17 protein-coding genes are annotated in these 23,224 nt (G+C 73.6%); 4 read left to right on the plus strand and 13 right to left on the minus strand.

Annotation, left to right across the window (positions count from 1 at the left end; genetic code table 11):
* Window positions 1-54: 54 nt before the first annotated feature.
* Window positions 55-1,506, plus strand: coding sequence for a regulator (locus tag ACF089_RS14365; protein WP_392025962.1), 1,452 nt, complete (start codon window positions 55-57; stop codon window positions 1,504-1,506).
* Window positions 1,507-2,259: 753 nt separating this feature from the next.
* On the opposite strand, the gene ACF089_RS14370 is transcribed toward ACF089_RS14365, so the two are convergent.
* Together ACF089_RS14370 and ACF089_RS14375 are read right to left on the minus strand one after the other, a co-directional pair.
* Window positions 2,260-3,579, minus strand: coding sequence for an NAD(P)/FAD-dependent oxidoreductase (locus ACF089_RS14370; protein ID WP_392025964.1), 1,320 nt, complete (start codon window positions 3,577-3,579; stop codon window positions 2,260-2,262).
* 316 nt (window positions 3,580-3,895) lie between these two features.
* A complete protein-coding gene (locus tag ACF089_RS14375; RefSeq protein WP_392025965.1) occupies window positions 3,896-4,792 on the minus strand; it encodes a TIGR01777 family oxidoreductase in 897 nt (298 codons plus the stop codon).
* A gap of 43 nt (window positions 4,793-4,835) precedes the next feature.
* Here ACF089_RS14375 and ACF089_RS14380 point away from each other — a divergent pair, with 43 nt between their 5' ends.
* Window positions 4,836-5,324, plus strand: coding sequence for a GNAT family N-acetyltransferase (locus tag ACF089_RS14380; RefSeq protein ID WP_392025967.1), 489 nt, complete (start codon window positions 4,836-4,838; stop codon window positions 5,322-5,324).
* A gap of 52 nt (window positions 5,325-5,376) precedes the next feature.
* Here ACF089_RS14380 and ACF089_RS14385 read toward each other — a convergent pair whose 3' ends face one another.
* Window positions 5,377-5,898 (minus strand): DUF4240 domain-containing protein, encoded by a 522-nt coding sequence (locus ACF089_RS14385; RefSeq protein ID WP_392026447.1) that lies wholly within the window; start codon window positions 5,896-5,898, stop codon window positions 5,377-5,379.
* Window positions 5,899-6,196: 298 nt separating this feature from the next.
* Between ACF089_RS14385 and ACF089_RS14390 the strand changes: the two genes are divergently transcribed.
* Entirely contained in the window at window positions 6,197-7,117 is a 921-nt protein-coding gene (locus ACF089_RS14390) for an SDR family oxidoreductase (RefSeq protein ID WP_392025968.1), read from the plus strand.
* A 9-nt stretch (window positions 7,118-7,126) separates the two neighbouring features.
* Here ACF089_RS14390 and ACF089_RS14395 read toward each other — a convergent pair whose 3' ends face one another.
* The 8 genes from ACF089_RS14395 to ACF089_RS14430 form a co-directional block, all read right to left on the minus strand.
* Window positions 7,127-8,104, minus strand: a complete 978-nt coding sequence (locus ACF089_RS14395) for a helix-turn-helix transcriptional regulator (protein ID WP_392025970.1) — start codon at window positions 8,102-8,104, stop codon at window positions 7,127-7,129.
* A 70-nt stretch (window positions 8,105-8,174) separates the two neighbouring features.
* Window positions 8,175-8,999 (minus strand): MerR family transcriptional regulator, encoded by an 825-nt coding sequence (locus ACF089_RS14400; RefSeq protein ID WP_392025972.1) that lies wholly within the window; start codon window positions 8,997-8,999, stop codon window positions 8,175-8,177.
* Between the two features lie 137 nt (window positions 9,000-9,136).
* Window positions 9,137-11,806, minus strand: a complete 2,670-nt coding sequence (aceE, locus tag ACF089_RS14405) for a pyruvate dehydrogenase (acetyl-transferring), homodimeric type (protein WP_392025973.1) — start codon at window positions 11,804-11,806, stop codon at window positions 9,137-9,139.
* Window positions 11,807-12,064: 258 nt separating this feature from the next.
* Window positions 12,065-12,688: a GntR family transcriptional regulator gene (locus ACF089_RS14410; RefSeq protein ID WP_392025975.1), complete on the minus strand. Its 624-nt coding sequence runs from the start codon at window positions 12,686-12,688 to the stop codon at window positions 12,065-12,067.
* A 165-nt stretch (window positions 12,689-12,853) separates the two neighbouring features.
* The gene (gene sucB, locus ACF089_RS14415) at window positions 12,854-14,689 is read right to left on the minus strand and encodes a 2-oxoglutarate dehydrogenase, E2 component, dihydrolipoamide succinyltransferase (protein ID WP_392025977.1); all 1,836 of its coding nucleotides are present in this window, start codon (window positions 14,687-14,689) and stop codon (window positions 12,854-12,856) included.
* A gap of 53 nt (window positions 14,690-14,742) precedes the next feature.
* On the minus strand, window positions 14,743-16,131 hold the full coding sequence (lpdA, locus tag ACF089_RS14420; RefSeq protein WP_392025979.1) for a dihydrolipoyl dehydrogenase: 1,389 nt from the start codon (window positions 16,129-16,131) through the stop codon (window positions 14,743-14,745).
* A 514-nt stretch (window positions 16,132-16,645) separates the two neighbouring features.
* Entirely contained in the window at window positions 16,646-18,175 is a 1,530-nt protein-coding gene (locus ACF089_RS14425) for a leucyl aminopeptidase (RefSeq protein WP_392025981.1), read from the minus strand.
* Window positions 18,176-18,354: 179 nt separating this feature from the next.
* Window positions 18,355-19,149, minus strand: coding sequence for an adenosylcobinamide-GDP ribazoletransferase (locus tag ACF089_RS14430; protein WP_392025983.1), 795 nt, complete (start codon window positions 19,147-19,149; stop codon window positions 18,355-18,357).
* Between the two features lie 128 nt (window positions 19,150-19,277).
* Here ACF089_RS14430 and ACF089_RS14435 point away from each other — a divergent pair, with 128 nt between their 5' ends.
* A complete protein-coding gene (locus tag ACF089_RS14435; protein WP_392025984.1) occupies window positions 19,278-20,060 on the plus strand; it encodes a hypothetical protein in 783 nt (260 codons plus the stop codon).
* Here ACF089_RS14435 and ACF089_RS14440 read toward each other — a convergent pair.
* The gene (locus ACF089_RS14440; RefSeq protein ID WP_392025986.1) at window positions 20,057-21,862 is read right to left on the minus strand and encodes a phosphatidylglycerol lysyltransferase domain-containing protein; all 1,806 of its coding nucleotides are present in this window, start codon (window positions 21,860-21,862) and stop codon (window positions 20,057-20,059) included. The two genes, ACF089_RS14435 and ACF089_RS14440, sit on opposite strands and share 4 nt — an antisense overlap.
* 84 nt (window positions 21,863-21,946) lie before the next feature.
* On the minus strand, window positions 21,947-23,200 hold the full coding sequence (cobT, locus tag ACF089_RS14445; RefSeq protein WP_392025988.1) for a nicotinate-nucleotide--dimethylbenzimidazole phosphoribosyltransferase: 1,254 nt from the start codon (window positions 23,198-23,200) through the stop codon (window positions 21,947-21,949).
* Window positions 23,201-23,224 lie beyond the last annotated feature (24 nt).

Genomic DNA, 23,224 nt, shown 5'->3' on the forward strand with positions numbered 1-23,224 from the left:
ACGCCGTTCCATGAGGGCTGCGACTGGCCCGGAAGGCAGGAGACCGCACAGCTGATGACGGAACGACCCTCGCAGCGCATCCCCAATCGGCAGCTCGCCGCACTCATCCAGGAAGCCGGATTCTCCAACGCGGGCCTCGCCCGCCGAGTCGATCAGCTCGGACTGGAACACGGTCTCGACCTGCGCTACGACAAGACGTCCGTGACCCGCTGGCTCCGCGGCCAGCAGCCGCGCGGGACCACGCCCGCGCTGATCGCCGAGGTCTTCACCCGGCGGCTGGGGCGGCGGCTCTCCGCCCAGGACCTCGGTCTGGACGCCTGCGCGCCCGTCTACGCGGGCCTGGAGTTCGCCGCCACGCCCGAGGAGGCCGTCGACATCGTCAGCGGCCTCTGGCGCAAGGACTCCGGCAGCCACGCGGAGCTGCGCAAGATCGCGTTCACCCCGGCCGGGCTGGTGGTGCCCAGCCGGGACTGGCTGATCGGCCGGGCCGACGAACGGGTCGGCCGGGCCGCCGAACAGCCCCCGGGACGGGTTCCCGCCCAGGGCGCGGCGAGCGTGCCCCGGCAGCGGGCCGCCGAGCGCGGGACCGACCGGGGGCCCGGACAGCGGGTCTCCGGCGGCGACATCGCCGCGCTCCGCTCCGTGGGCGAACTCTTCCGCACCCTCGACCACGCCTACGGCGGCGGCCACGCCCGCCAGGCCCTGGTCCGCTATCTGGAGCACGAGGCCGAACCCATGCTGCGGGGCACCTACGGGGAGGCCACCGGGCGCAGGCTCTTCGCCGCGGTCGCCGATCTGACCCGGCTCGTCGGCTGGACCTCGTACGACATCGCCGCCCACGGGCTCGCCCAGCGCTACTTCGTCCAGGCGCTGCGGCTCGCGCAGGCCGCCGGGGACCGGGCGTACGGTTCGTACGTCCTCGTCACCATGGCCCGCCAGGCCGTCTACCTCGGCCACGGACGGGAGGCCGTCCAGCTCACCCGGGTCGCCCAGCAGGGGGTGGGCCCCGCGACCCCGCCCGTCGTCCAGGCGCTGCTGCACTCCGTGGAGGCGCGCGGGCACGGGGTGCTCGGCGACACACGGGCGTGCACGGCCTCCCTGGTGCGCGCGGAGCGTGCGCTGGGGGCGGCCAGGCCCGGGGACGAGGTGCCGCACTGGGCGCGGTTCTTCGACGAGGCGCAGATGTCCGACGAGTTCGGGCACTGCTACCGCGACCTCCAGCAGTACCGCCAGGCCGTGCAGCACGCCGAACGCTCCCTCCAGCTGCGGCCCTCCGCGCTGGCCCGCAGCCGGCTCTTCTGCCGGGTGGTGCTGGCCTCCGCCCGGCTCGGGCTGGGGGAGCTGGACCAGGCGTGCGCGCTGGGGGCGGAGTCGGCGCTGCAGGCGGCGGAGATGAGGTCGGCGAGGGCGCTGGAGTATGTGCGGGACTTCGAGCGGAGGCTGGAGCCCTATCGGGACGCGGCGGCGGTGAGGGGGTATCGGGACAGGGTCTCCGCCCTGGGGTAGCCGTCCCCGGGGCGCTGCCCCGGGCCCCGCGCCTCAATCGCCGACGGGGCTTGGTTCGCGCTCGGGTCCGGGTTCGCCTCAATCGCCGGCGGGGCTTGTTTGTGGCTCGGGCCCCGGGGTTTCGCTTTGCGCGGCGGCGGGCTGAGTGGGTGATTTCAGCCCGTCCGGCGTTTGAGGACGGACCTGTGGGGCGGGGTGGGTGCGGGCGCGGGTCGGCTGCGGGTGTGTTGCCGGGGCGCTGCCCCGGGCCCCGCGCCTCAATCGCCGGCGGGGCTTGAATCGCGCTGCGGTCGGGGTTCGCCTCAGTCGCCGGCGGGGATTGGTTCGCGCTCGGGTCTGGGGCTCGCCTCCGCCGGTGGGGCTTGAGATTGACCGACTTGCCGCGTCGGTGACGCGGGGGAACCTGAAGGCGGCGCTGGCGCACATCTCGGCCCGCCCGGCGTTTCAGGACAGCGCGGGCAAAGCCAGTCCGCCCCGCGCTTCATGATGACACGAGCAAGAAACCAGCCTGTCCCGCGCTTCACGGCGACGCGAGCAAAATCCAGCCCGTCCGGCGATTGAGGACGGACCCGCACCACGGGCCGCCCGCACCGAGACACGCAGCGCGCCACCGGGGCTCCGCCCCGAACCCCGCGCCTCAATCGCCGGCGGGGCTTGGATGGCGCTGGGGTCCGGGTTCGCCTCCGCCGGCGGGGATTGGTTCGCGCTCGGGTCCGGGGCTCGCCTCAATCGCCGACGGGATGGGGCTGCGGGTCAGGCGGCTCGGGGGAGGGGGTGGAGGGTGTGGGGGCGGAGGGCGAAGTCCTGGAGGATGGCGGTGGCGGCGCGGCGGGCCGAGAGGAGGGCGCCTTGGACGGTGCTGGTGCCTCGGTGGTCGCCGCAGACGTAGAGGCCGGAGAGGACCCGCACGGGGCGGTGGAGGTCGTACGGGGGCTCCATCGCGGGGACCGCGCAGGGGTCGTGGTGGACCGCCAGCGGCTCCCAGTCGTCCGTGGGCACCCCGTACATCCGCCCCAGCTGCGCCCGCGCCTCCCGCTCCAGCTCCCGGGACGGGGGGCCCAGCACCGTGGAGGTGATGAGCGCGGCGCCCCGGGGGGCCCGTGACGGGTCGACCTCGCTCATGACGGCGGTGTGCGAGACCGGGCCGGCGCCGTCGCCGTCGAGCACGAGGGCCGCGCCCGTGGGCGGAGTCCGGGGGGCGCGGTGGTGCAGCGTGGTGACGGGGTGGAAGCGCGGCACCCGCAGCCCCGGCAGCAGCTCCGCCGCCTCCCGCGCCCCGGTCGCGAGCACGAGGGCCCGGCAGGACAGCTCGCCGTACTCCTCGGTGCGGACCCGGTTGATCGAGGTGTCGCGGACCCGTACCCCTGTCAGCACGGTCCCCGCCGGGAGCGCCGCCGCGAGCCGGTCGGGCAGGGAGGCCGCGCCGCCCGCCGGGACGCACAGCCGGCCCCGGGCGAAGCCGCGCAGCGCCAGATCGGCGCAGCGGCTGGACGTCAGCAGCTCCGGATCGCTCAGCAGCGCGGAGAGCAGCGGGCGCAGCACGCCCTGGACCGTGCGGGACGGCAGCCCGCGTATCGACAGCGCCTCGGCCGCGGTCCGCTCCGGCCGGGCCGTCAGACGCTCCACGGAGGTGCCCGCGAGGCGGGCCAGGGACGCGCCGAGCCGGGCCTCGTCCAGCGGGCGGGGGGCGCTTGCCAGGGCGCGTGCGACGGTCAGTGCGCCCCTTGTGCTTCCCGGGTCGCCGGCTCGCCGGACGGTCTCCCCGGCGCGCTGGAGCCGCCCGCCGCTGTGGATCAGCACACCCGGTGAGAACGGCCGCAGCGCGACGTTCACGAGCGCCGCCACCCGGCGCAGTTCGCTGTACGAGGTGCTGAGCAACTGCCCGCCCCGGTCGAGCCGGAAGCCGTCGGCCTCCTCGGTCGTCATTCTGCCGCCCGGGCGGGGAGCGGCCTCCAGAACACTGACGCTGAGGCCCGCCCTGGTCAGCCGGTGGGCCGCGGCGAGGCCGGAGACGCCGGCTCCGACGATGATGACGTCCGCATGATCCGCTTTGTGAGCGGTGCTGATGAGCACGTGCCCTCCCGGAGGTCGGCGCGGCGCGGGCGGGGTGGGGGTGGTCCCAGCGGGCGCCCGAGAGCCTGAGTTCGGAACCGAGGGTAGGGAGGAGCGGGGCCGTTGGAGGCGCGCACGGCGCGGGGCACCGTAGCGCGGGGGGCGCGTCACGCCCCGTGCCACGGCCCGACGCCCGGCCCGGGCCCCGGCCCGCGATCTCCCCGTCCCGCACCCGCCCATGCCCCGGCCCGCGGCCTCCCCGGGCGTCCCACGGCGTCCTGCGGCGTCCCACGGCCTCGTGCGGCCGCCCGGCCGAGCCCCCGGGCCCCCGCCCGGCTCAGCGCTCCCCGAGAGCGGCGGTGATCGACTGCTCGATGGAGGGGAAGGCGAAGGAGAAGCCGGACTCCAGCAGCTTCGCGGGGATCGCGCGCTGGCTGCCGAGGACGTCGGAGGCCATGTCGCCGAGGACCAGTCGCAGGGCCGGCGCGGGGACGGCGAGGACCGTCGGACGGCGCAGCACGCGGCCCATCGCCGAGGTGATCTCGCGATTGGTGGCGGGGGCGGGGGCCGTGCAGTTCACCGGGCCGACCAGCTCCGGGGTGTCGAGGATGTGCCGCAGCGCCGCGACCTCGTCGTGCAGCGAGATGAAGCTCCAGTACTGCCGGCCGTCCCCGAGCCTGCCGCCGAGCCCGGCCTTGAACAGCGGGAACATCCGGTCCCACGCGCCGCCCCGCCGCGACACGACCAGCCCCGTGCGGGCGAAGACGGTCCGGACGCCCGCCTCCTCGGCGGGGGCCGCCGCCTCCTCCCACTCCACGCAGACCTCCGGCAGGAACCCGTCCCCGGGCGGCGCGCTCTCGTCCACCGCCCGGTCCCCGGTGTCGCCGTAATAGCCCACCGCGCTGCCGCACAGCAGCACCTCCGGCGGGGTGTCCAGCGTGGTGACCGCCTCCGCCAGCGTGGCCGTGCCGAGGACCCGGCTGTCCCGGATCTCCCGGCGATACGCCTCGGTCCAGCGATGGTCCCCGACGCCCGCCCCGGCGAGATTCACCACGGCCGCGCAGCCCGCCAGGCCCGCGGCGTCCACCCGCTGGCGGAGGGGATCCCACTCCACCTCGTCCGCCGAGCGGGCCGACCGGCGCACCAGACGCACCACCTCGTGCCCGTCCGAGCGCAGTGAGCGCACCAATGACGTACCGATGAGTCCGGAGGAGCCGGCGATCGCGATCCGCATGAAATCATCCTGCCCCCCGAGCACCCCATGACACAGTTGCCCCATGGACGCGTCACACATACGCCACGGCCGGGCCGCCGACGCCGCCGCGCTCGCCCGGATCGACCACGACACCTGGTCCACACTGCACGCCGTGACCCCGCGTCCGGCCGCCGCCGAGCCGTTCTTCGACCGGCACGCGCCCGAGGACCATCTCGTCGCCGAGGACGCCGACGGCACGGTCCTCGGCTACATCCGGATCACCCCGCCGAGCCGGCTCGCCTGCAATCAGCACGTACGCCAGATCCAGGGGCTCGCCGTCGCCGCCGAAGCGCGCGGGCGCGGGACCGGCCGGGCGCTGCTGCGGGCCGCCTGCGCCGAGGCGCGCCGCCAGGGCGCGGTACGGATCACCCTGCGGGTGCTCGGGCACAACGCGCCCGCGCGCGCCCTGTACGCGTCCGAGGGCTTCGCGGTCGAGGGGGTGCTGCCGGGCGAGTTCTGGCTCGCCGGACGATATGTCGACGATGTGATGATGGGCCGCGCGCTGTCCTAGGTCGTGACCGCCGTCCCCGGTCCCGACCCCGGCCCCGACCCCGGAGCAGGGCTCAGCCCGGTCCGAAGCGCTCCCACAGCCGGGGGAAGCGCTCCGCCAGCACCGCCTCGTCATCGAGGTCGAAGGGGGCGCCCAGCGGCTCCGCGGCCTGCGGCGGGATGCCCAGATCCGGCGCGACCACCCCGGTGAGCTGCTCGTACGCCTCGTCCGCCGCGTATCCCAGCTCCTCCCCGTCCCCGTCGACCTCCTCGTCGAAGTCGTCGAGCAGCTCGGCGAGCGCGTCAGGGTCGTGCAGCGCGCCCTCGAAGACCTCCCGGCCCTGGCCGATCAGCCAGCAGCGGAAGTAGTCGAAGACGTCGTCGCTCGCCCCGTCGAGCAGAACCGCCGCCGCGCCCCACAGGTCCCAGGCGTACGCGCGGTTGTAGCGGGCCTCGAAGTGGCGGGCGAAGTCCAGCACGGAGTCCGGGTCGAGCCGCATCAGTCGTTCGACCAGCAGATCGGCGTGTTCCTCGGGGTCGCCCTCGGCGGCCTCGCGGGTGCTGTCCACGATCTGCCAGAACTCCGTCTCGTCCATCACGGGTCCAGCATCGTGGCTGGAGGGTGCCCGCGCACGCGGAGCCGCCGAAATACCGGGCCCCGACACGCCGGCGGACACAGAAGGCGGACACAGAAGGCGGACACGGAAGGCGGACACGGAACGCAGAACACAGAACGCAGAACGCAGAACGCGGGCACAGAACGCGGACACCGCATCAGGCGCCCCGCGGAGACAGGCTCACACCGATATGTCGATAAACCGGGATGCCGGCATCCCGGCGCCGCCCGCGAATGGCAGACGGAGGATGTCCGGTATCCGTGCGACGGTCGTTCCCATGACCACAGCGAACACACCACTGGCAGGACGGGTGGCCCTCGTCGCGGGGGCCACCCGGGGCGCGGGGCGCGCCATCGCCGTACAGCTCGGAGCCGCGGGCGCGACCGTCTACGCCACCGGCCGCACCACCCGCGAACGGGTCAGCGAGATGGGCCGGCCGACCGAGACCATCGAGGAGACGGCCGAACTGGTCGACGCGGCGGGCGGCCGGGGGATCGCCGTGCCCACCGACCATCTCCAGGCCGACCAGGTGCGCGACCTGGTCGCCCGGATCGAGCGCGACCACGGCCGGCTCGACATCCTCGTCAACGACGTCTGGGGCGGGAACGCGCTGCTCGACTTCGACACCCGGATGTGGGACGTCGATCTGGAGCGCGGACTGCGGATGCTCGACCTCGGCGTCCGCACCCATGTCATCACCGCCTCCGTCGCCCTGCCCCTGCTGGTACGGCGGCCCGGCGGGCTCGTCGTCGAGGTCACCGACGGGACCGCGAGGACGAACAAGGACTTCCGGGAGAACTTCTACTACGACCTCGCCAAGAACGGCCCGATCCGGATGGCGTATCTCTTCGGCGAGGAGCTGAAGGCGGTCGGCGGCACGGCCGTGGCGGTCTCCCCGGGGTTCATCCGCTCCGAGGAGATGCTCGACCACTTCGGCCTCACCGAGGACGACTGGCGCGACGGCATCGAGAGACAGCGCCACTGGGCCCTGTCCGAGACGCCGCTCTATCTCGCGCGGGGCGTCGCCGCGCTCGCCGCCGACCCGGAGCGGGCGCGCTGGAACGGGCAGTCCCTCGACAGCGGACAGCTCGCCCGGGAGTACGGGGTCACGGACGCGGACGGCAGCCGGCCGGACGTATGGGGATATCTGCTCGCGGAGAAGGCCGGCGGGACGCCCGCGGTGGAGGAGTACCGCTGACGCCCGGAGTCACCCCTCGCGCCGGTAGAGCCCCGCCGTCCGCTCCGCCGCCGCCGCGATCCGCTCCCGCAGCTCCGGCGGCTCCAGCACCTCCGCCTCGGGCCCCAGCGCGTACAGCTGCTCGAACGCCACGTCGTGGGACTCCACCGGCAGGGTCAGGGTGACCCGGCCCGCCGGGTCCGCGGGACCGGCCGCCGCCAGGGCCGCGCGGGCCGCCGCGCCGTCCACGGCGCGCGGCAGGGCGAGCGCGCCCCGGGGAGTCACCCGTACGACCACCTCGGCCCGGAGGAGGGAGCGGGCGAACTGGGCCGCCCGCTCCGCCCAGAACCCCGGCAGGTCGAACTCCTCGTCGCGGTCGAAGAACGTCCCGTCCGGCTCGGCCGACGCGAACCGGTCCAGCCGGTACACCCGGAAGACGTCCTCCACCCGGGCGCACAGATACCAGACGCCCGCCTTGAGGATCAGACCGTACGGCTCCAGCTCCCGTGCCGCCTCCGAGCCCCGGCGATCGCGGTACACGACCCGGATCCGGCGGTCGCCCCAGACCGCCTCGGCGATCGGGGCCAGCAGCTGCGGCGTACCCGGCTCCTTGTACCAGCCGGGGGCGTCCAGATGGAAGCGCTGGGCGGCGGTGTGGGAGGCGTCGCTCATCGAGGGCAGCAGCGCCGCCGTCACCTTCAGCCGGGCGGCGGACGCCGCGTCCTCCAGACCCATGTCCCGCAGCGCGCCCGGCAGACCGGAGAGGAAGAGCGCCTCGGCCTCGCTGCGGCCGAGTCCGGTGAGGCGGGTGCGGTAGCCGCCGATCAGCCGATAGCCGCCGGCCCGGCCCCGGTCGGCGTAGACCGGCACCCCGGCCTCGGAGAGGGCGAGCGCGTCCCGGGTGACGGTCCGCTCCGAGACCTCCAGCTCACGGGCCAGCTCCGCACCGGTCATGGAGGGTCTGGACTGGAGCAGGAGCACCATCTTGATCAGCCGGGCAGCGCGCATGCCTCCATGATGACCGGCCCGGGGACCCGGCCCCGGGCCCCCGGGCCCCGGCCCCCGGGACGGCGCCGTCTCAGACCAGCGGCTCCTGAAGCTCGGTCACCCACAGGGACCGGTCCTCGGGGCATTCGAGCGTCACCTCACGCCCGTACCCCACCGCCTTGTGCCCGCCCGCGTCGATCCAGCGGGCCAGGGTCTGGGCCGTCGGCAGCACCTCGTCCATCGGCCCCCGGTGCACGATCGTGGCCGCCCGCTCGACCGCCGGCAGATCGACCACCTCGAAGCCCGCCCCGGGGCCGGGCCGCAGCGCGGACCCGACCGTCACGGCGGCATGGACCAGGATCGCGCCCTCGCCCCGGGGCGCGGCCTCGTAGTACGCGATGCCGGGCCCGGAGGGACGTACCCCCGCCGCCTCCAGCCGCTCGAACAGGGTGTCGTACAGCGGCCCGATCACCCTGCTGACGTCCCCCGGCTCATAGCTGTCGGCGACGGCGGACAGCTCGGCCACCCGCACCGCGGGAACGCTCTTCAACGTGACGTCGTCGGAGGCCATCCGGCCCTCGCTCTCGATCGAACGGAGCCTCGCCTCGACCTGGCCGAGCCGGGCCGCCGAGGCGGCCACCGCCTCCTCCAGCTCGGCCCGCCGCAGCACCAGCATCCCGCGCAGCTCCTCCGTGCTCACCCGGTCCTGGAGGATCCGCCGCACCTGCTCCAGGGTGAAGCCGAGATCCTTCAGGGCGATGATCCGGTTGAGCCGGGCGAGCTGGGCCCCCGCGTAGTAGCGGTAGCCGGTGAACGGGTCGGTGCGCTCGGGGCGCAGCAGCCCCAGCGCGTCGTAGTGCCGCAGCATCCGGGGCGATACCCGGCCGTGCCTGGCGAAGTCTCCGATGGTGAACATGATGCGTCCCAGTGCAGGGCCTCACACGGTGTCAAGGTCAACCGCGGGCCGGAGACGGGACCACCCCGGTCCGCCGTCGCGTGGACGGGGGACCGGGGTGGTCGTCCGGTGTACGGATACGGCTGTGCGGATACGGCTCAGAGGCCGTAGCGCTCCCGGGCCTCCTTGACCGCCGAGGCCGGGATCTCGCCCCGGCGCGCCAGCTGGGCCAGCGCCGCGACGGTGACCGACTGGGCGTCGACGCCGAAGTGACGGCGGGCCGCCTCCCGGGTGTCGGACAGACCGAAGCCGTCCGTGCCGAGCGAGGACCAGTCCTGCTCGACCCACTGGCTGATCTGGTCCGGGACCTGGCGCATCCAGTCGCTGACGGCGAGGACCGGGCCCGGGGCGCCCTCCAGCGCCTTGCGGACGTACGGAACGCTCTGCTCGCCGCGGAGCAGCGCCTTGTCCGACTCCAGCGCGTCCCGGCGCAGCTCGCCCCAGGAGGTCGCGGACCAGACGTCGGCCGTGACGCCCCACTCGGCGGCGAGGAGGTCCTGCGCCTCCAGGGCCCAGTGGATCGCCGTGCCCGACGCCAGCAGCTGGAGCCTCGGGGCCTCGGGGGAGGCGGGCACGCCCTCCTTGAAGCGGTACAGGCCCTTGACGATGCCCTCCTCGACGCCCTCGGGCATCGCGGGCTGGGGCTTGGGCTCGTTGTAGACGGTGAGGTAGTAGAAGACGTCCTCGGCGTCCGGACCGTACATCCGGCGCAGACCGTCCTTGACGATCACCGCGATCTCGTACGCGAAGGCCGGGTCGTAGTTGAGCGACGCCGGGTTCGTGGCCGCGATCAGGTGCGAGTGGCCGTCCGCGTGCTGGAGGCCCTCGCCGGTGAGCGTGGTCCGGCCCGCGGTCGCGCCGACGATGAAGCCCTTGCCGAGCTGGTCGGCGAGCTGCCACATCTGGTCGCCGGTGCGCTGCCAGCCGAACATCGAGTAGAAGATGTAGAACGGGATCATCGTCTCGCCGTGCGTCGCGTACGACGTGGACGCGGCGATGAAGTCCGCCATGGAGCCGGCCTCGGTGATCCCCTCGTTGAGGATCTGGCCGTCCTTGGCCTCCTTGTAGTACATCAGCTGGTCGCGGTCGACCGGCTCGTACGTCTGGCCCATCGGGGAGTAGATGCCCGCGGACGGGAAGAGGGACTCCATACCGAAGGTACGGGCCTCGTCGGGGACGATCGGGACCCAGCGCCTGCCGGTCTCCTTGTCCCGCATCAGATCCTTCACCAGACGGACGAAGGCCATGGTGGTGGCCATCTCCTGCTTGCCCGAGCCCTTCTCCAGGGCCTTGAAGGCGCGCTCCTCCGGCGCGGGCAGCGCGGCGGCGATCACCCGGCGGGCCGGGGCGGGGCCGCCGAGGGCGGCCCGGCGCTCCTGGAGGTAGCGGACCTCGGGGGAGTCGGCGCCGGGGTGGCCGTAGGGCACCACGCCGCTCTCGAAGGCGCTGTCGGCGATCGGGAGCCCGAGCAGGTCGCGCATGCCCTTGAACTCGTCGATCGACAGCTTCTTCATCTGGTGGTTGGCGTTCTTCGACTCGAAGCCCTTGCCGAGGGTGTAGCCCTTCACCGTCTGCGCCAGGACCACGGTCGGCGCGCCCTCGTGGGCCAGCGCCGCGCGGTAGGCCGCGTACACCTTGCGGGCCTCGTGGCCGCCGCGGGAGGAGTAGAAACACTCGGCGATCTTCGCGTCGGTCAGCAGCTTCGCCAGCTCGGCGAGGGCGGGCTCGGCTCCGAAGAAGTGCTCGCGGATGTACGCGACGTCACGGGTGGCGTACGTCTGGAACTGGGCGTCCGGCACCGCGCGCAGCCTGCGGACCAGCGCGCCCGTGGTGTCGAGCTGGAACAGCTCGTCCCAGGCGGAGCCCCACAGGGTCTTGACGACGTTCCAGCCGGCGCCGCGGAACTGGGCCTCCAGCTCCTGGACCACGCGGAAGTTGGCGCGGACCGGGCCGTCGAGGCGCTGCAGATTGCAGTTGATCACGAAAGTCAGATTGTCGAGCTGCTCACGGGCCGCCAGCGCGAGGGCCGCCGTCGACTCGGGCTCGTCCATCTCGCCGTCGCCCAGGAAGGCCCAGACGTGCGACTGAGAGGTGTCCTTGATGCCGCGGTTGTGCAGGTAGCGGTTGAAACGCGCCTGGTAGATCGCGGAGAGCGGGCCGAGGCCCATGGAGACGGTGGGGAACTCCCACAGCCAGGGCAGCCGCCGCGGGTGCGGATACGAGGGCAGACCGGCGCCGCCCGCCTCCTGGCGGAAGTTGTCGAGGTCGGCCTCGGTGAGGCGGCCGTCGAGGAAGGCGCGGGCGTAGATGCCGGGGGAGGCATGGCCCTGTATGTAGAGCTGGTCGCCGCTGCCGTCCGCCTCCTTGCCCTTGAAGAAGTGGTTGAAGCCGGTCTCGTACAGCCAGGCCGCGGAGGCGAAGGTGGCGATGTGGCCGCCGACGCCGAGCCGGGAGCCGCGCGTCACCATGGCGGCGGCGTTCCAGCGGTTCCACGCGGTGATCCGCGCTTCCATCGCCTCGTCGCCGTCGGGCGCGGGCTCGGCGGCGGTCGGGATGGTGTTGACGTAGTCCGTCTCCAGCAGCCGGGGCACGGGGACCCCGGCGGCTTCGGCGTGCTGGAGGGTACGGCGCATCAGATACGCGGCGCGGTGGGGGCCGGCGTGCTGGGCGACGGCGTCGAGGGAGGCCGCCCACTCGGCGGTCTCCTCGGAGTCGCGGTCCGGGAGCTGGTCCAGCTCGCTCGGAAGCTTGGCTACGGGGTCGGTCATGTCGCCGCCTTCCGGACTGGGGGGTGGGGAACGGGGGGCCGTGTCTGGCAGGACAGGGTGGTGGGCGGGTGAACCCGAAGCTGACTGTAAGCCGCTGATCGATGATCGATCAAAGTATTCGGAGGTAAAAGTTCTCCGGAGAGCGAAATTGGCATTCCGTGCCGTGAAACGGGGCACGCGGTGCCGTGATTCCGGACCTTTCGGGACCGGTGCGGCGATCGCGGGGGAGGGCCGGCGGACGGCCCGGGACGGAATGGTTCACGGCCGGGGGGCGCAGCCCAGGACATGCGCCTTGACCAGCGGTCCGATGGCCGGGTCACGGCGCTGGAAGGCCTCGACGAGCGCCTGGTGCTCCTCCGCGTACGACTGCTGCACGGTGCCCAGCCAGCGGATCGAGAGGGCGGTGAAGACCTCGATGCCCAGCCCCTCCCAGGTGTGCAGCAGCACCGCGTTGTCCGCGGCGCGCACCAGCTCGCGGTGGAAGCCCACCGTGTGCCGCACCTGCCCGGCCGAGTCGGCCGCCCGGTCCGCCGCGTACAGCGCCGCCACATGCGGCTCCAGCGCCGAGCAGTCCCCGGCCAGCCGGTCCGCCGCCAGCTCGGCGGCGATCTGCTCCAGACCGGCCCGCACCGGATAGCTCTCCTCCAGATCGGCCGCGGTGAGGTTCCGCACCCGTACGCCCTTGTTCGGCGCGGACTCGATCAGCCGCAGGCTCTCCAGCTCGCGCAGCGCCTCGCGGACGGGCGTCTGGGAGACCTGCAGCTCGGTGGCGATGCCCCGCTCCACGATCCGTTCGCCCGGCTTCCAGCGTCCGCTGACGATCCCCTCCACGATGTGCGCGCGGATCTGCTCCCGCAGCGATTGGACGACGGGCGGGGTCATGTGGGGGCTCCTTCAGGGCGGGTACAGCCCACCGATTATCCCCTTCGCGGGGTTCGGCGGTGCCGTCCCTGTGGGGGGACGCGCGGGGGAGGGCGGGAGAACGCGAGACGCCCCGCCCGGAGTGTTCCGGGGCGGGGCGTCTGCTCACATCGCTTCGACTGGGCCTCAGAGGCCCAGCTCGACCTCGAATTCGCCTGCTTCGAGGATGCCCTTGACGGCCGTCAGGTAGCGGGCGGCGTCGGCGCCGTCCACCAGCCGGTGGTCGTAGGAGAGCGACAGGTAGGTCATGTCACGGACGCCGATGACGGTGCCCTCGGCGGTCTCGATGACCGCCGGACGCTTGACCGTGGCGCCGATGCCCAGGATGGCGGCCTGGTTCGGCGGCACGATGACCGTGTCGAAGAGCGCGCCGCGCGAACCGGTGTTGCTGACCGTGAAGGTCGCGCCCGCCAGGTCGTCGGGGCGGATCTTGTTGGAGCGCACGGCCCCGGCCAGCTCGGCGGTCTTCTTGGCGATGCCGGCGAGGTTCAGATCGCCCGCGCCCTTGATGACCGGCGTCATCAGACCCTTCTCGGAGTCCACGGCGATGCCGATGTTCTCCGAGTCGAAGTACGTGATGGTGCCCTCGTCCTCGTTGATCCGGGCGTTGACGATCGGGTGGGCCTTCAGCGCCTGCGCCGCCGCCTTCACGAAGAAGGGCATCGGGGAGAGCTTGACGCCCTCACGGGCGGCGAAGCCGTCCTTGGCCTGGGCGCGCAGCTTCATCAGCTTGGTGATGTCGACCTCGACGACCGAGGTCAGCTGCGCCTGGCTGTGCAGCGCCTTCATCATGTTGTCGCCGATGAGCTTGCGCATCCGGGTCATCTTGACCGTCTGACCGCGCAGCGGGGACACCTCGAGGGCCGGGGCCTTCGGGGCGGCGGCAGCGGCGGGGGCGGCGGCCGGGGCCGCGGCCGGAGCGGCGGGCTTGGCGGCCTCCGCGGCGGCGACGACGTCCTGCTTGCGGATGCGTCCGCCGACGCCGGTGCCCTTGACCGTGGACAGGTCCACGCTGTTCTCGGCGGCGAGCTTACGGACCAGCGGGGTCACATAGGCGTCGCCGGAGGCGGGCGCGGCCTGCGCCGGAGCGGCGGGGGCGGCCGCCGGGGCGGGCGCGGGAGCCGGGGCGGCGGGGGCGGCCGGAGCGACCTGGGTCGGAGCCGGAGCCGGAGCTGCCGGTGCCGGTGCGGCCGGCGCCTGAGCGGCCGGGGCCGGAGCCGCGGGGGCGGCGGCCGGGGCGGGCTCGGGAGCGGCGGCGGGCTCCGGGGCGGGCTCGGGAGCGGCGGGGGCGGCGGCCGGAGCCGAGCCCGGAGCGCCGATCACGGCCAGCTTCGCGCCGACCTCGGCGGTCTCGTCCTCGGCGACCACGATCTCCAGCAGCACACCGGCGGTGGGCGCGGGGATCTCGGTGTCGACCTTGTCCGTGGAGACCTCCAGCAGCGGCTCGTCGGCCTCGACGGAGTCGCCGACCTCCTTGAGCCAGCGGGTGACGGTGCCCTCGGTGACGCTCTCGCCGAGCGCCGGGAGGACCACGTCCGTACCGGACGCGCCGCCGGCCGGGGCGTCCGACTGGACCGGGGCCGCGGCGGTGGGCGCCTCGGCGGCGGGCTCCGGGGCGGCCTCGGCCTCGGCCGCGGGGGCCGGGGCAGGGGCGGCGGCGGGCTCGGCGGCGGGGGCCGGCGCCTCTTCGGCGGCCGGAGCCGGGGCGGCCTCGGAGGCCCCCGACCCGTCGTCGATGATGGCCAGCTCGGCGCCGACCTCCACCGTCTCGTCCTCGGCGACCTTGATGGACGCCAGCACACCGGACGCGGGCGCGGGGATCTCGGTGTCGACCTTGTCGGTCGAGACCTCGAGCAACGGCTCGTCGGCCTCGACGCGCTCGCCCTCGGCCTTCAGCCAGCGGGTGACAGTGCCCTCCGTGACGCTCTCACCGAGCGCCGGAAGGGTTACGGAAACCGACATGGTTTCAGTTGCTCCTAACGAAAGTGCGGAAGTGGTCGTCGCGCCCGAGGGGCTCAGTCATGGGCGTGCAGAGGCTTGCCCGCGAGGGCCAGGTGGGCCTCGCCGAGCGCCTCGTTCTGGGTCGGGTGCGCGTGGATGAGCTGCGCGACCTCGGCCGGCAGAGCCTCCCAGTTGTAAATGAGCTGAGCCTCGCCGATCTGCTCGCCCATCCGGTCACCGACCATGTGGACGCCGACCACGGCACCGTCCTTGACCTGGACGAGCTTGATCTCGCCCTGGGTCTTCAGGATCTTGCTCTTGCCGTTGCCGCCGAGGTTGTACTTCAGGGCGACGACCTTGTCCGCACCGTAGATCTCCTTGGCCTTGGCCTCGGTGATGCCGACGGACGCGACCTCGGGGTGGCAGTAGGTCACCCGGGGCACACCGTCGTAGTCGACCGGGACGGTGGTCAGACCGGCGAGCCGCTCTGCCACCAGGATGCCCTCCGCGAAGCCGACGTGCGCGAGCTGGAGGGTCGGGACCAGGTCGCCGACGGCGGAGACGGTGGGGACGTTCGTCCGCATGTACTCGTCCACCAGGACATAGCCGCGGTCCATCGCGACGCCCTGCTCCTCGTACCCGAGGCCGGCCGAGACCGGGCCGCGGCCGACCGCGACCAGCAGCACCTCGGCCTCGAAGGTCTTGCCGTCCGCCAGGGTGACGCGGACGCCGTCCTGCGTGTACTCGGCCTTCTCGAAGAAGGTGCCCAGGTTGAACTTGATGCCGCGCTTGCGGAACGCGCGCTCCAGAAGCTTGGAGCTGTTCTCGTCCTCGACCGGGACCAGGTGCTTCAGGCCCTCGATCACGGTCACCTCGGCGCCGAACGACTTCCACGCGGAAGCGAACTCGACGCCGATGACACCGCCGCCCAGCACGATCGCGGACTGCGGGACGCGGTCCAGCCGGAGCGCGTGGTCCGAGGAGATGATCCGGTTGCCGTCGATCTCCAGACCCGGCAGCGACTTCGGCACGGAGCCGGTCGCGAGCAGGATGTGACGGCCCTGGACCCGCTGGCCGTTGACGTCGACCGAGGTCGGCGAGGACAGCCGGCCCTCGCCCTCGATCACGGTGATCTTGCGGGAGGCGATCAGCCCCTGCAGGCCCTTGTACAGGCCCGCGATCACATCGTCCTTGTACTTGTGCACGGCCGCGACATCGATGCCCTCGAATGTCGCCTTGACACCGAACTGCTCCGACTCGCGGGCCTGGTCGGCGATCTCGCCGGCGTGCAGCAGAGCCTTGGTGGGGATGCAGCCGTAGTGCAGGCAGGTACCGCCGACCTTGTCCTTCTCGATCAGGGCGACGTCCAGGCCCAGCTGAGCTCCGCGCAGCGCCGCAGCGTAACCGCCGCTACCGCCGCCGAGGATCACTAGGTCGAAAACGGTGCTGGCGTCGTTCGCCACGTCACGTCCTCCATGCATGTGCGCCGGGCGCCGGGCTCCCCTCACCCGGGGGAACCGGCCTTCGGCTGGTGTGCGGCCGATGTCTCGTCGGCCCTTCGGTCGGGCCCTGTCCTGCCGAGGACCCATCTTCGCACTTGTTGCGGAAAGACGGGACGCGGGGCCGGTCTCTGGGGGCGTCTGATCGATCACCCCAGGGGTTACTGGTCCGTAACAACGCGCCGAAGGGCCCGCCGATTCCTCCGAAAGAGGCATTTCGTCGACAGCGAACGACGCATCACCCGGGGGTACGGGCCGGTCGGCGCCCGGAGGCGTGGACCGGTCGGCCCTTGCGGCGCGCTACGGCCCCGGCGGTACGACCCACCCGGCCGGGCGGCGCGCTACGGCTCCGCTGGTACGACCCGGCCGGGCGGCGCGGTACGGCTCCGCCGGTACGGAGCGGGCCCGCCGGGTGACGCGGTACGGCCCCGTCCACGGGGGAGCGGGGCCGTACCTGCGGTGATCACGCGTGCTCGGGTCAGCCCAGCTCGCCGTCGGCGATCCGCTCCGCCAGCCGCACCAGGGTGCGCACCGACGAGCCGGTGCCGCCCTTGGGCGTGTAGCCGAACGGGGCGCTCTCGTGGAACGCCGGGCCCGCGATGTCCAGGTGCGCCCAGGCGATGCCCTCGCCCACGAACTCCTGGAGGAAGAGACCGGCGACCAGGCCGCCGCCCATCCGCTCGCCCATGTTGGCCATGTCGGCGGTGGGGGAGTCCATGCCCTTGCGCAGCTCGGCGGGGAGCGGCATCGGCCAGGACTGCTCGCCCGCCTCCTCCGCGGTCTCGTGGACCGCGGTGCGGAAGGCGTCGTCGTTGCCCATGACCGCGAAGGTGCGGTTGCCCAGCGCGACCATCATCGCGCCGGTCAGCGTCGCGACGTCCACGATGGCGTCCGGGTTCTCCTCGGACGCCTTCCACAGCGCGTCCGCCAGCACCAGCCGGCCCTCGGCGTCGGTGTTGAGCACCTCGACCGTCTTGCCGCTGTACATCCGCAGCACGTCGCCGGGGCGGGTGGCCGAGCCCGAGGGCATGTTCTCGGCGAGCGCGAGCCAGCCGGTGACATTGACCGCGAGGCCCAGCCGGGCGGCGGCGACGACGGCCGCGAACACGGCGGCGGCGCCGGCCATGTCGCACTTCATCGTCTCGTTGTGCCCGGCCGGCTTCAGCGAGATGCCGCCCGAGTCGTAGGTGATGCCCTTGCCCACCAGGGCGAGCGTCTTGGCGTCCTTGTGGTGGGTGTAGGTGAGCTTCACCAGGCGCGGCGGGCTCTGCGAGCCCTGGCCGACGCCGAGGATGCCGCCGTAGCCGCCCTTGAGGAGCGCCTTCTCGTCGAGGATCTGCACCTTGACGCCGTGCTCCTTGCCCGCGGCGGCGGCCAGCGTGGCGAAGGCGTCCGGGGTGAGGTCGTTCGGCGGGGTGTTGACCAGGTCGCGGGCGCGGTTCAGCTCCTCGCAGACGGCGACGGCGCGCTCGGCGGCCGCCTTGTACGCCTTGTCCCGCGGCTTGGCGCCGAGCAGGGCCACCTCGGCGAGCGGCAGCTTCGGTCCGCCGCCCTTGGCGGCCTTCTTCTCGCCGCCCTGGTACGCGGTGAAGGCGTACGCCCCCAGCAGCGCGCCCTCGGCGACGGCCCCGGCGTCCTCCGCGGCCTCGATCGGGAGCGCGAAGGCGGCCTTCTTGGAGCCGATCAGCACCCGGGCCGCGGTGCCCGCGGCGCGGCGCAGGGTCTCCGCGCCGTAGGTCTCGTCCGCGCCCGGAAGGGTCCCGAGGCCGACCGCGATGACGACCGGGGCCTTGACGCCGGAGGGGGAGGGAAGCTTGGTCGCCTCGCCCTCGGAGCCGGTGGCCCCGAGCGTCTCCAGTACGGCGGCGAGCTTTCCGTCGAACGCCTTGTCCACGGCCTCCGCGCCCGGCGCGACCACCGGGCCCTTGGCGCCCTTCGCGACCCCGACGACAAGGGCGTCGGCGCGGAGCGTCGCAGCGCCGGCAGTGCTGAGAGTGAGAGCAGTCACGGTGGTGAAATCTCGCTTCCGTTGAGTTTCCAGGGCCTTTGGGGGCCGATGAGGGGATAGGTCGACACCCCGCCAGGGGAAAAGCGTACGCGCGGTCACCCAACGCGCCCACGGCGGAGCCGCGTCATCGCGCCCCGGCGGGCCCGCTCCGGCCGCCGGCCGCCGGGCTGAACGGCCGGTCAGCCGAGGACCGACGCCACCAGAGCGGCCGTCGCCGCCGTCTCCGCTAGCGCGCCGAACACATCGCCGGTGATCCCGCCGAACCGCCGGACGCAGTGCCGCAGCAGCAGTTGGGCCGCCACCAGCCCGGCGAGGACCGCGAGCGCGCCGTGCGCCGCCCCGCCCGCGCCGCCGAGCAGCGCGCCCGCGCCCGCGCAGCCCGCGACGGCCAGGACGGCGACGGCCGACGCGAGGCGTACGGGGACGGTCTCCGCGACCGCCGCGCCCAGGCCCCCGGGGCGGGCGGCCGGCACCCCGGGGCGGCAGGCGAGGGTGAGGGCGAGCCGCGCGGTGACGGCCGAGACCACGGCGGCGAGCGCGCCGTGCGCCGGGCCCCTCGCGTACAGCTCGGCGAGGACGGCGGCCTGCGCGAGCAGGGTCAGCAGCAGGGTGATCACCCCGAACGGGCCGATGTCCGACCGCTTCATGATCCGCAGCGCGTCCTCGGCGGGCTTTCCGCTGCCCAGGCCGTCGGCGGTGTCGGCGAGCCCGTCCAGATGGAGTCCGCGGGTGAGGACGGCGGGGACCGAGACGGCCGCCACGGCGGCGAGCGCGGGCCCGGACCCCAGCAGCAGGAGCAGTCCGCCCGCGGCCGCCGCGCCCAGTCCCGCCACCAGACCCGCCAGCGGTGCGCAGAGCATCCCGGCGCGCGCGGCGTCCCGGTCCCAGCGGGTGACGCGGACCGGCAGCGCGGTCAGGGTGCCGAAGGCGAAACGTATCCCGGCCGCACTGCCCACACCGCTCACTTCACTCACTCCGAACTCACCACTCGCCACGCCCGCTGCCGACCGCCCATCCGGCCCACCACCGCAGAAGCCTAGCCCGCCCGTCTCACCCCACAAGCGGTAAATTGCGCATACCGTTCGAAGGGGAGCAATTCACTATGGGGCGCTGGTTCTACGAGAACATCACCGAGCCCGGGAAGCTCCCCACCCTGCTCGCCCTCGCCTCCTTCGTCCTCACCTTCGTGATCACGCGCACCATCACCCGGCTGATCCGGGCGGGCCGCGGACCCTTCCGGAACATCGCCGCGGGAGGCACCCACATCCACCATGTGGTCCCCGGGGTGGTGCTCACCGTCGTCGGCGGATTCGGCGCGGTCGGCAGCGGAAGGCACGGCCCGGCCGCCGCGGTCTGCGCGATCCTCTTCGGGATCGGGGTGGGCCTGGTCCTGGACGAGTTCGCGCTCATCGTCCACATCGACGACGTCTACTGGACCGAGCAGGGCCGGCAGAGTGTGGAGGTCGTCGTCCTCGCCACCGCCCTCGCCCTGCTGGTGCTCGCCGGATTCTCACCGCTCGACGTCGACTCGCTCACCCCTCAGGAGCGCCAGGACCGGGTGACCTTCGTCGGCTCGCTGCTGCTGAACTTCCTGCTCGTCCTGGTCACCCTGGCCAAGGGCAGACCGAAGACGGCGCTCATCGGCGTCCTCGTCCCCTTCGTCGCGCTCTACGGCGCGCTGCGCCTGGCCCGGCCCGTCTCCCCGTGGGCCCGCCGCTGCTACCGGCGCAGACCGCGGGCCCGCGCCCGTTCCCTGCTGCGCGCCTACCGGCACGACCGCCGCTGGGACGGCCCCCGGCGACGGTTCCAGGACCTGATCGGCGGCACGCCCGACCCGCCCGCCGGGTCCCGGCCCCCCGGCGTGGGACCAGGGCCCGGCTCCTAGGGCGTCCGGCGCCGGGACTCCAGATGTCTGCGGTGCAGCCACTTCGGCAGCCCGGGGGCCTCCAGGAAGCCCTCGGCGCGGCCCGCCGCGAGCCCGATGCGCAGCAGATCGGCGCTCTTCTCGAAGAGCAGGAAGCGAGGTTCCCAGATCGGCCGGTACTTCGCGTTGGCGCGGTACAGCGACTCGATCTGCCACCAGCGGGAGAAGAAGCCGAGCAGCGAGCGCCAGAGCCGCAGCACCGGCCCCGCGCCGAGCCGTGAGCCGCGCTCGAAGACCGAGCGGAACATCGCGAAGTTCAGCGACACCTGGGTGATCCCGATCGCCTCCGCCCGCTGGAGGAGTTCGATGACCATGAACTCCATGAGCCCGTTCTCGGAGTCCCGGTCGCGGCGCATCAGATCGAGCGAGAGCCCGTGCGGCCCCCAGGGCACGAAGCTCAGCACGGCCCGCAACGCCCCTTCGCCGTCGGTGCATTCGAGCATCACGCAGCGGCCGTCCGCGGGGTCGCCGAGCCTTCCCAGCGCCATCGAGAAACCGCGTTCGGTCGCCCCGTCGCGCCAGTCGTCGGCGCGGGCGAGCAGGGTCTCCATCTCCTCGGGCGGGATCTCCTCGTGGCGGCGGACGCGCACCTCGTACCCGGCCCGCCGGACCCGGTTGTACGCCTGGCGCACGGTCCGCATCGCCCGCCCGTCGAGGGTGAACTCGGCGGTCTCGACGATCGCCTCGTCGCCCAGTTCCAGCGCGTCCAGACCGTGCCGGGCGTAGATCGTCCCGGCCTCCTCGCTCGCGCCCACCACGGCCGGGCACCAGCCGTGTTCACGGGCCTCGGCGAGCCAGGGCTCGATCGCGCCGGGCCAGGCCTCCGGGTCGCCGATCGGGTCGCCGGAGGCGAGGCTCACCCCGCCGACCACCCGGTAGGCGACGGCGGCCTTCCCGGTGGGGGACCACACCACGCTCTTCTCGCGGCGCAGCGCGAAGTAGCCCAGCGAGTCGCGCTCGCCGTGCCGGGCGAGCAGGGCGCGCAGCCGCTCCTCGTCGTCCTCGGTGAGCGGGTCGACGGTGCGCCGGGAGCGGAAGGCCGCGTAGAGGACGGCGAGCAGCAGCGCGGTGGAGGCCGCGTTGATGAGGACGTCGACCCAGCCCGGGGTCGCGATGCCGGGGAAGCGGGCGTCGTCGGCGGCGAGGGAGACCAGCCGCATCACGCCGTACCGCCAGCGCTCCAGGAAGGAGGAGCCGCCGGGGGCGGTGTTCGTGGCCGTCACCAGCAGCGCCGCCAGCAGGGAGGTGACGAGCAGCCCGCCGGCGGCGACGGCCGCCGCCAGCTTGGGGTTGGAGCGGTCGCCCACCGCGTAGAACTCCCGCCGTCCCAGCAGCAGGGCGAGGACGAAGGCGGCGGTCAGAGTGAGCGAGACCCAGTTCTGGGGGTGCTGTCGAAAGCCCGGTTCGGCGCCCAGCGCGAAGGCGAAGAGCAGCAGGAAGAGCCCGCCGAGGGCCAGATTGAGGATCCAGGAGGCCCGCTTGCGGCGGCGCAGGGTGATGGCGAGGAAGAGGGCGAGGAGCCCGGAGGCGAATCCGGCGGTGAGCAGGTACGGGGTGAAGAGGTGGTCCACGTTGTGGCGTCGCAGGTCCTGGCCGAGCGAGACCCAGACGGCGCTGAGGACGTTGAGGAACGCCGCCGCCCGCAGGTACTGGACGGCGAAGGAGGCGGCGCGCCGGGAGCGGACCGTGCTCCGGCCCGCCGCGCCGCCGGGGGCGGGGCCGGACGGGGAATGCGGGGTGCTGGACAAACGGACCTCTCCCATGAAATGCGATGATATGGGGCATCGCTGGCCGGGGGAGGCCGGTGCGGCCCCGCCCGATCGGCGGCGGCCGTACCGACGTGTCCGTCAGTCCGTGTCCTTCCCCGCCGGAGCCGCCGACTCCGGTACGGACTCCGACCCGCCCTCCGGTACGGACGCCGCTTCCGGCTCCGGACCCGTCCCGGGCTTCGTACCAGGACCCGCGTCCGTGTTCGCGCCCGTGCTCGGATCCGCGTCCGTGCCCGGACCCGCGTCCGTGCCCGGATCGGCGTCCGGATCGGCGTCCGGCTCCGGCTCCGTACGCTCCGGCAGCTCCGCCGCGAACGCGGCCGCCGCCCGGACGAGGGGGAGGGCGAGCAATGCCCCGGTTCCTTCCCCCACAGTGACGCCGTGATCGAGCAGCGGGTTGAGCGCCATCCGGTCCAGCGCCTTGGCCTGCGCCGGTTCGCCGCTGACCTGACCCGCCAGCCACCAGTCCGGGGCCCGGAACGCCGCCCGCTGCGCGACCAGCGCGCACGCCGCCGAGACCACCCCGTCCAGGATCACCGGCATCCGGCGCACCGCGCTCTGGAGCAGGAAGCCGGTCATGGCCGCCAGGTCCGCGCCGCCGGCCGCCGCCAGGAGTTCCAGCTGATCGCCGAGGACCGGCCGGGCCCTGCGCAGCGCGTCCCTGATCGCCGCGCACTTGCGCATCCACGCCAGATCGTCGATGCCCGCGCCGCCGCGCCCGGTGACCACCGAGGCGTCGGTGCCGCAGAGCGCGGCGATCAGCGTCGAGGCCGCGGTGGTCCCGCCGACGCTCAGATCGCCGAGGACGACCAGATCGGTGCCGGAGTCGGCCTCCTCGTCGGCGACGGCCATGCCCAGCCGTACCGCCCGCTCGGTCTCCTCGGCGGTGAGCGCGTCCTCGACGTCGATCCGCCCGCTGCCGCGCCGCACCCGGCGGCGGACGACGTCCTCGGGCAGCAGGGCCGGATCGCAGTCCAGCCCGGCGTCCACGATCCGCACCGGCACCCCCGAGGCGCGGGCGAGCACCGCGACCGGGCTCGCGCCCTCCAGCACCGCGCGCACCAGCTCGTGCGCCGTGCCGGCCGGCCGCCCCGAGACGCCCAGCGAGGCCACCCCGTGATCACCGGCGAAGAGCACCGCGCGCGGCCGCCCGACGGGCTTCACCGGCACGGCCCCCTGGGCGGCCGCCAGCCACTCGCCCAGCTCGTCGAGCCGGCCGAGCGCGCCGGGCGGGACGATCAGCCGCTCCCTGCGTTCCTCGGCGTCACGCCGGACACCGCTGTCGGGACGCTCGATCAGATCGGAGAAGTCATCGAGATTCAGCCTGGTCATTCGCCGAACAGTACCGGGTGCGGG

Origin of the sequence: Streptomyces sp. NPDC014894, from assembly GCF_043080985.1 — a bacterium.
Taxonomy (GTDB): domain Bacteria; phylum Actinomycetota; class Actinomycetes; order Streptomycetales; family Streptomycetaceae; genus Streptomyces.

Bases quoted from the DNA above. Each gene is read 5' to 3' on its own strand.
- ACF089_RS14365 (WP_392025962.1), top strand. From the start codon at position 55: ATGACGGAACGACCCTCGCAGCGCATCCCCAATCGGCAGCTCGCCGCA.
- ACF089_RS14375 (WP_392025965.1), bottom strand. From the start codon at position 4,792: ATGCGGATCGCGATCGCCGGCTCCTCCGGACTCATCGGTACGTCATTG.
- ACF089_RS14380 (WP_392025967.1), top strand. From the start codon at position 4,836: ATGGACGCGTCACACATACGCCACGGCCGGGCCGCCGACGCCGCCGCG.
- ACF089_RS14385 (WP_392026447.1), bottom strand. From the start codon at position 5,898: ATGGACGAGACGGAGTTCTGGCAGATCGTGGACAGCACCCGCGAGGCC.
- ACF089_RS14390 (WP_392025968.1), top strand. From the start codon at position 6,197: ATGACCACAGCGAACACACCACTGGCAGGACGGGTGGCCCTCGTCGCG.
- ACF089_RS14395 (WP_392025970.1), bottom strand. From the start codon at position 8,104: ATGCGCGCTGCCCGGCTGATCAAGATGGTGCTCCTGCTCCAGTCCAGA.
- ACF089_RS14400 (WP_392025972.1), bottom strand. From the start codon at position 8,999: ATGTTCACCATCGGAGACTTCGCCAGGCACGGCCGGGTATCGCCCCGG.
- aceE (WP_392025973.1), bottom strand. From the start codon at position 11,806: ATGACCGACCCCGTAGCCAAGCTTCCGAGCGAGCTGGACCAGCTCCCG.
- ACF089_RS14410 (WP_392025975.1), bottom strand. From the start codon at position 12,688: ATGACCCCGCCCGTCGTCCAATCGCTGCGGGAGCAGATCCGCGCGCAC.
- sucB (WP_392025977.1), bottom strand. From the start codon at position 14,689: ATGTCGGTTTCCGTAACCCTTCCGGCGCTCGGTGAGAGCGTCACGGAG.
- ACF089_RS14435 (WP_392025984.1), top strand. From the start codon at position 19,278: ATGGGGCGCTGGTTCTACGAGAACATCACCGAGCCCGGGAAGCTCCCC.
- ACF089_RS14440 (WP_392025986.1), bottom strand. From the start codon at position 21,862: ATGGGAGAGGTCCGTTTGTCCAGCACCCCGCATTCCCCGTCCGGCCCC.
- cobT (WP_392025988.1), bottom strand. From the start codon at position 23,200: ATGACCAGGCTGAATCTCGATGACTTCTCCGATCTGATCGAGCGTCCC.